The sequence below is a fragment of the Nocardia sp. NPDC005978 genome (genome assembly GCF_040614455.1).
GTDB lineage: Bacteria > Actinomycetota > Actinomycetes > Mycobacteriales > Mycobacteriaceae > Nocardia.
Window position 1 is genome coordinate 40,902 of sequence record NZ_JBEXUS010000060.1, and the last position, 7,776, is coordinate 48,677.

The window sequence follows — 7,776 nt, forward strand, 5'->3', positions numbered from 1 at the left end:
CTGGTGTGCGAGATTCATGCCGCTCGCGTGCGCGAGATCCGTTTCGCCGGAGCGGGATCGGGCGTGCGCCGCGCGATTGGGCGGCAGCTCGCGCAGGTCGTACGAGCGCTCGCCGACGATCATCGCCGATCGCACGATCGGGTACAGGTCCACCACCGCGGGCAGCAGCTCCGAGACCGTGTCCTCGCCCTCGGGCCACCGTTCGCCCAGCTCGCTCAGCAGCGGCCGTAGCTCGGTGCGGTAGTGGTGGATTCGCAGATCCGGATGCCGGCCCTGACACTCTTCGACGAATTCGAGCAGTGCCCGGCCGTCATCGCCGGATGCGTGGGTGTTGTCGGCGTCGGGCCGAATCACGAAGGTGCGCACGGCGACCGGAGGAGTCCCCGCGGCGAGCATCACCGGGTGGAGCGCGGCCGTCGCCAGCGCGCCCGCACCGGTGTGCGGACCCGTGTAGTCGAATGGCGTACTCGGCCCGCCGGTCCCGCCGCCCGCGAGCAGCTCGAAGACCCGGTTGCCCGCACCTTGCCGCGCGGCGTGTGCTGTCCGGGGGCTCACCGAATAGGCGTCACCGCCACCCGCGGCCGCCCGGTCCATCCCGGCGTAACCGGGCGCGGCCACGGAGCAGACGCGAACGATGAGATCGCCGGGGACGGGCTCGCTCTCGATCGGGTGGCGCACGCCGCGAGCGGGCCATCCATCGGTGTCGCCGACCGCCGGGGTGACGGTCACGAACAGATCGCCCGGGGTGGGATGGGGGAGGGCGGCCAGGGCGGCGGCGGAGAGCAGGGCGTGGGTGGGGTGGGCGCTGCGCTCGCGGTGGAGCTGGAGTTCGGCCTGGCGGCGCAGGGCGGTGAAGGTGGGGGCGGGGACGCCGGTGACGGTGGCGTCGGCGGCGGCCAGGCGCTCGACGGTGGTGATGCCGGCGTCGCGGAGCTGGGCGTGCGTGGTGGCGCGCATGCCGGCGACCAGCCACAGATCGCGCTGGGCGTGGAGTTCGGCCGTGCAGACGCGGCAGCGGCCGCAGGCCAGGAAGCGGCGGTCGCCCCACTGCACGGGGAGCAGTTCGCCGAGCTTGGTGTCCAGGATCAGGTCGAGCCGGCGGCGGCGGGCGGTGTGCACGAGGGCGATCTCGGTCAGCGCGGCGGTCACCGGCGCGCCGTCCAGCCAGAGGCGCGCGTGCGCGCGCGGCCGGAAACCGATGTCGCGCAACGCCTGCGCGGTGGCGGCCAGGCGCAGCAGCGCGGTCATGCGGTCGGCGGTGGCGGCGACGGCCGCGGGCAGGTAGCCCGGATCGCCGGACGCGGTGTCGCGCAGCAGGAAATCGCAGCGGGTCACGAACGAGCCGTCGAACAGCACGGCGCCGGCGACGACGTCGGCTCCGGTGCGCAGGGCCGCCAGGGTGTGGTCGTGCGCGGCGATCAGGTTCGCCGTGGCGGGCGCGGCGTCGCCGTGTTCGGGACAGTGGACGCGGACCACGCTCGCGCCGAACCGATCCCGGAGATCGGCGAGCCGGTCGGCCACCGCGGGGTCCTCGACGCGCGTTCTGGCGGCCGGGTCGCCGATTCTCGGCACCAGTCCCAGTTCGGCGTCGAGGGCGCGCAACAGCGCGAACTCACAACGCGCCGCTGACACCAGATCCGAGGTGCTGCACACGACACGATCACCGAACAGAATCAATCGCGGCCCTCCTGTGCCTTTGCGCCGACACCCGCGTCCCCGCGCACGCGCCTGTGCGTGCCGGGTCGCGCCACAGCGTAATGACCGGATGCGTGCTGCCGGCCCGGCCGGACGCGGAGAACCCTACAGCCCGTTTCGGCGTGTCGCCCGGCATTACCGAGCGCGCGCACACCCGCGCGCCGCCCCGGTCAGGTGGCTGAATCCGGCTGTCCCGGCATTTGCGACAATCGCCGGATGCCGTTCTTCGATGGCCCCCGCGGGCGGCTGCACCACCGCCACTGGCCCGCCCCCGACGCCGTGGCGAGCGTGGCCCTGCTGCCCGGAATCGGCCAGCACAGCGGGCACTATCACCGCTTCGCCCGCGTCCTGAACGCCGCGCACATCGACCTGTGGACCCTGGACACCGCGGGCCACGGCCTCAGCGAGGGCGATGCCCGGCACCCCGGCACCCTGCCCGAATTGTCGAGAGACGCACAGACTTTCCTCGCGCAGATCCCGCCAACCCCCCTGGTCCTGATGGGCCACTCCCTCGGCGCGGCCACCGCCCTCGCCCTGATCGGCGCGTGCCCCGCCCTGGTCCCGCCCGCCGCGACCCCTCCGCCGGTCTCCGCCCTGATCCTCTGCGGGACCCCGAAAACCATCCTGCGCGGCGCTCCGCCGGTCTCCACCCGCACCGCCCCCGGGGACCGGACCGCTCCCTCGGCCGGCAACCGCGGCGCGCAGTCGGCCCGATCCACTCCGGCGGCAGCCGATCCCCGTGCCGCGCACGTCGCCCCCGCCGGTCCCGGCCCGGAACCCCAACTCCCGGGGACACTTCCGACCCTGGTGGTACACGGCACCGATGACCGCCGTGCACCGGTCGATGTCGTCCGCGCCTGGGTGCGCCACCAACCGCGCGCCGACTACCGCGAGTACCGGGACGCGGGACACGACCTCCTGCACGAGCCGGTTCACACGGAGGTCGCCTCCGACATCGTCACCTGGATCGAAGAACTCGCCCGGTGAGACTTGGAACCGCCCCGGCACCGGCGAGCGTGTGATCGCGAGACCGACCGGAGCGCCGGCCCGCGCCGGAACGCCCGGTGGCCGACCGGCCGCGGTCGCGGCCTCGCCGAGGACGGTGCGCGCCGCCGTGAACCCGCCGGGACCGCACGGCCGGTTCGCGGCGCTCTGAACGCGCCGCTGCCGGATCGGATTCGCGGCGCGGCGTACGTCGTCCCGAACCGTTCGCGGGGGCAAGGGTTTACGTTGGCAGGCGTGCCACTCTATGAATTCGAAGGCAAGCGGCCCACGGTCGACCCGACGGCCTTCATCGCGCCCACGGCCACGCTCATCGGCGACGTCCGGGTCGAGGCGGGGGCCTCGATCTGGTACGGGGCGGTGCTGCGCGCCGACCTCGCGCCCATCATCATTCGTGAGCGGGCGAACGTGCAGGACAACGCGGTGATCCATGTGCCGCCGGAGGTGACGGTGGAGATCGGCCCGGGCGCGACGCTCGCCCACGCGGTCGTGTTCCACGGCGCGACGCTGGGCGCGGAATCGATTGTGGGCAACGCCAGCACGGTGCTGGACGGCGCCAAGATCGGCAGCGGCACGATGATCGCCGCCCACTCCCTGGTCCAGCCCGGCCAGGAGATCCCCGACGGCGTCCTCGCAGCCGGCGCGCCCGCCGAGGTGAAACGCCCCATAGCGGGCACCCAAGCCGAAATGTGGGTCAAGATCAACCCCTCCTACTACGCCGACCTGGCCCAACGCCACCGCACCGGCCTGACCGAGGTCGAATAACCCCGTCCCCCACCCACATCCGGCCGCTCCACCTCCACCGACACATCGTCACGGTGACGGAGGCCGCCACTGAAGCGGACCCCGGTACCGCCGCCCGCAGGCGGCCGGGCACTCGGCCGGTCACCGGCTGCCGGTCGAACCACGTTCGCCGCCAAACCCTTCGGGCGGGCCGAGCACAACCGGTGCTGAGCCCACCGACCTTCGCCCTGCCTCGAGTTCGGCCGGTGGCGGTCCGGTGCAACCGGGGCCGGACCCGTGCCAACCGCGAGCCCGGACCATGTCGGCCGCGCACGCACGCCGTGCCTGCCGGGCGTCATGGCCGAGCAACCGATTTCTCGCGCGATGGCACCCGCACGCTGGGCCGACCGGGCGCGCCGTCGCCCGGCGCGACTGCCCGCCCACCGTGCTCGAACCGCACCCGGGCGGCATCGTGCCGCGACAGGGCCTCACGCCTCCGGCGGGTGGAGCAGGGCGACGACCTCGTCATCGGTCAGCTGGTGGAAGTCGTCGTAGACCCCGCCCACGCCGCCGAGTTGGCGGGGGACCAGGGGGCAGACCACCTCGTCGGCGAGCAGCCGAATGCGTTGCAGCGCTTCCCAGGACGAGACCGGGACCGCCACCAGCAGGTGGCGGGGCTCGTGCAGGCGGGCGACCTCGCAGGCGACCGCGACCGTCGCGCCGGTGGCCATGCCGTCGTCGACGATCACCACCGTGCGGTCCTTCAGCGGGATCGGCGGGGTCGCGCGCAATACGCGCCGCCGGCGTTCCAGTTCCCGGCGTTCGAGCAGCTCGACCTCGGCGATCTGCTCGGGCGTCACGCCGGTGAGGCGCATGACGTCGGGGTTGAGCACCCGAACCCCGTCCTCGCCGATCGCGCCCACCGCCAGTTCCGGCTGCCACGGCACCCCGAGCTTGCGCACCAGCAGCACGTCCAGATCTCCGCCGATGATGCGCCGCATGGCCGCCGCCACCGGCACCCCGCCGCGCGGCAACCCCAGCAGCAGCGGATCCGCCGTGCGCAACCGCACGAGCACCCCGCCCAGTGCCCGCCCGGCGGTCCCCCGATCCGGATAGGTCATTGCCGCCCAGTCTAGTTGCGCCGGCCGCCCCTCGGCTCGGCCCTCGGCTGCCGCGCCCGTCCCGCGCGCAGGAACCGGCGGCATCTCGCCGGCGGCAAGCCTTGCCGCCCGACGAGCTTGCCGGCCCCACGACGACCCCGTCCGCACGACACCTCGGCCGTGTGACGGTCGCCGGCCGGCATAGCTCTGGCGGGCGCCAACCGGGCAGCGCCGGATTCTCGCCTGCGCGTGAACACCCCCGTGCGGGTGGCCTACTCCTCGCGAATTCCGAAGCGGCGCAGGGCCAGACTCGGATTCGTGGCGCGCACCTCGCGGAGCTGGTCCAGGTCCACGCGGGCGGTGGCGATGCCGGGTTGATCGCCCAGCTCGGCCAGTACCGCGCCGGAGGGGGCGATGATCATGGACGCGCCCGAGCCGCGCGGGGCGGCCTGGTCCGAAGCGGCCACGTACATGGTGTTCTCGATGGCCCGCGCCCGCAGCAGCGTCGTCCACTGATCGACCTTGCCGGGGCCGGGGATCCATTGCGCGGGCAGCACCAGCACGTGGGCCCCGGTGTCGGCGATGCGCCGGATGCCCTCGGGGAACCGCAGATCGAAACAGGTCTGCATCCCGAACACGACCCCGTCGACGGTGAAGGTCTGCGGCGGGTCGAGCGGGCCGGGCAGCACCAGCTCGGACTCCTGGAATCCGAACGCGTCATACAGGTGCACCTTGCGGTAGACGGCGGCGAATTCGGCGTTCGGGGTAGCCGCGACCAGCGTGTTGTAGATGCGGTCCGCGGGCTGATCACCGCCGGGCGCCTCCACCACGCCGGCCACCAGGTGCACCCCGAATTCGGCTGCGATGCCGCGCAATCCGTTCACGAACGGACCGGTGAGCGGTTCAGCCGCCTTGACCACCCGTTCGTCCAGCCGCGTCACCGCGTACATCGAGTATTCGGGTGCGATGACGACCTTCGCCCCGAGTTCACTGGCCGCCCGCACCTCGGCCCGCAACGCGGTGAGATTGGCCACGGTGTCGGCGCCGGGCGCGAATTGCACCACGGCGATGTCCACCGCGCCCGCGGGCGACACTCCGACGGGAGCCGCCGCCTGCGCCGCCGGTTCGTGCGCGAGCGCGCTCATCGCCTCTGAGCTGGCGGATTCGGCGGTCGTGACCGCGCCGGTGACGTAGTTGCGGACGGGCGCGGGTTCGGCGTGACCCAGCCCGGATGCCGACAGAACGGGGGGCGTTGCCGCAGATGCGGGCGGGTTGTCCGGTTGCACGACTTCCAGCCTATTCACCCGATGGTCGGGGCGACCAGGGTAAGGCAGTAAACTGCTGGTCAATGAGTACCTCACCGGCCGACAGCGTTCCCACTGACGACGAGAGGGACGCGAACGGCCCGTCCTTCGCTGATCTCGGTATCGATGACCGCGTCCTGCGGGCCATCGCCGATGTCGGCTACGAATCGCCGTCGCCGATTCAGGCTGCGACGATTCCGCCGCTGCTGGCGGGCTCGGACGTGGTGGGTCTCGCGCAGACCGGTACCGGCAAGACCGCCGCCTTCGCCATCCCGATCCTCATGGGTCTGGAAGTCACCGGCAAGGCCCCGCGCGCGCTGGTGCTCGCACCGACCCGTGAGCTCGCGATCCAGGTGGCGGAGGCCTTCGGCCGGTACTCCACCCACATTCCGGGTCTGAACGTGCTGCCGATCTACGGCGGCCAGAACTACGCCGTGCAGTTGTCCGGCCTGCGCCGCGGCGCGCACGTCGTGGTCGGCACGCCCGGTCGCGTCATCGACCATCTGGAGCGCGGCACGCTGGATCTGACCCAGTTGCAGTACCTGGTCCTCGACGAGGCCGACGAGATGCTCAAGATGGGCTTCCAGGACGACGTCGAGCGCATTCTGCGCGACACGCCCGAAACGAAGCAGGTCGCGCTGTTCTCCGCGACCATGCCGCCGGTGATCCGCAAGATCGCCAAGCAGTACCTGCACGACCCGGTGGAGATCACGGTCAAGACCAAGACCTCCACCAACACGAACATCACCCAGCGCTGGGTGTCGGTGTCGTACCAGCGCAAGCTGGACGCGCTGACCCGCATCCTCGAGGTCGAGTCCTTCGAGGCCATGATCATCTTCGTGCGCACCAAGCAGGCCACCGAGGAGCTGGCCGAAAAGCTGCGCGCGCGTGGCTATTCCGCCGCGGCCATCAACGGCGACATCGCGCAGGCCCAGCGTGAGCGGACCATCGGTCAGCTCAAGAACGGCCAGCTCGACATCCTGGTCGCCACCGACGTCGCCGCCCGCGGCCTGGACGTCGAGCGCATCTCGCACGTGGTGAACTACGACATCCCGCACGACACCGAGTCCTACGTGCACCGCATCGGCCGCACCGGCCGCGCGGGCCGCAGCGGTGACGCCCTGCTGTTCGTCGCCCCGCGCGAGCGCCGCCTGCTCGACGCCATCGAGCGCGCGACCCGCCAGCCGCTGACCGAGATGCAGCTGCCCAGCGTGGACGACGTGAACGCGCAGCGCGTCACCAAGTTCGGCGACACCATCACCGAGAACCTCGCGTCGGCGAACCTGCCGCTGTTCCGCAAGCTCATCGAGGACTACGAGCGCGAGCACAACATTCCGCTGGTGGACATCGCCGCGGCCCTGGCGGTCGGCTCGTACGACGGCAACAACTTCTTCATGGAGCCCGACCCGGAGCCCGTGGTGCGCGAGCGCCGCGAGCGTCCCGAGCGCTCCTTCGCCGGCGACCGTGAGCGCCGCCCGCGCGAGGGCGGCCCCTCGCTGCACCGCAACACCGGCGCGGAGCTGGCGACCTACCGCATCGCGGTCGGCAAGCGGCACAAGGTCGCGCCCGGCGCGATCGTCGGCGCCATCGCCAACGAGGGCGGGCTACGCCGGAGCGACTTCGGCCACATCAGCATTCGCCCGGACCACAGCCTGGTCGAGCTGCCCGCGGACCTGTCGCAGGAGACCCTGAACGCGCTGAGCCGCACCCGCATCAGCGGTCAGCTCATTCAGCTGGAGCTCGATTCCGGCGCCCCCGGCCAGCGCTCGATGAGCCGTGCCCCCCGCCGCCCCGCGGACCGGGACTTCAAGCGCCAGGACCACAAGCGCAAGCCCCGCACCTAGCGGTTCCCGCACAGCGCAGCTCGCACGAAAACTCGCGCCCAGGCCGAAAAGCCTGCGGTGTTCGGGCGTGCTGGTCATGTCGTGTTCGATCATGCCGTACGGCGCAGC

5 protein-coding genes and 1 pseudogene are annotated in these 7,776 nt (G+C 72.2%); 3 read left to right on the forward strand and 3 right to left on the reverse strand.

Translation table 11 applies throughout. The features are described from left to right. A pseudogene (locus ABZ319_RS24895) lies at positions 1-1,677 on the reverse strand (hypothetical protein); the annotation flags it as partial. Between the two features lie 234 nt (positions 1,678-1,911). Between ABZ319_RS24895 and ABZ319_RS24900 the strand changes: the two are divergent. Continuing rightward, positions 1,912-2,682 (forward strand): alpha/beta hydrolase, encoded by a 771-nt coding sequence (locus tag ABZ319_RS24900; RefSeq protein WP_354988884.1) that lies wholly within the window; start codon positions 1,912-1,914, stop codon positions 2,680-2,682. 252 nt (positions 2,683-2,934) lie between these two features. Beyond that, positions 2,935-3,462, forward strand: coding sequence for a gamma carbonic anhydrase family protein (locus ABZ319_RS24905; protein WP_354988885.1), 528 nt, complete (start codon positions 2,935-2,937; stop codon positions 3,460-3,462). Positions 3,463-3,908: 446 nt separating this feature from the next. Here the strand turns inward: ABZ319_RS24905 and ABZ319_RS24910 are convergent, their stop codons facing one another. Next, entirely contained in the window at positions 3,909-4,541 is a 633-nt protein-coding gene (locus tag ABZ319_RS24910; RefSeq protein WP_354988886.1) for a phosphoribosyltransferase family protein, read from the reverse strand. A gap of 251 nt (positions 4,542-4,792) precedes the next feature. Beyond that, a complete protein-coding gene (locus tag ABZ319_RS24915; RefSeq protein WP_354988890.1) occupies positions 4,793-5,614 on the reverse strand; it encodes a carbon-nitrogen hydrolase family protein in 822 nt (273 codons plus the stop codon). 254 nt (positions 5,615-5,868) lie between these two features. On the opposite strand from ABZ319_RS24915, the gene ABZ319_RS24920 reads away from it, so the two are divergent. Beyond that, positions 5,869-7,668 carry a DEAD/DEAH box helicase gene (locus ABZ319_RS24920; protein ID WP_354988887.1) on the forward strand — a complete coding sequence of 600 codons (1,800 nt, stop codon included), beginning with the start codon at positions 5,869-5,871 and terminating at the stop codon, positions 7,666-7,668. Positions 7,669-7,776: the final 108 nt, after the last annotated feature.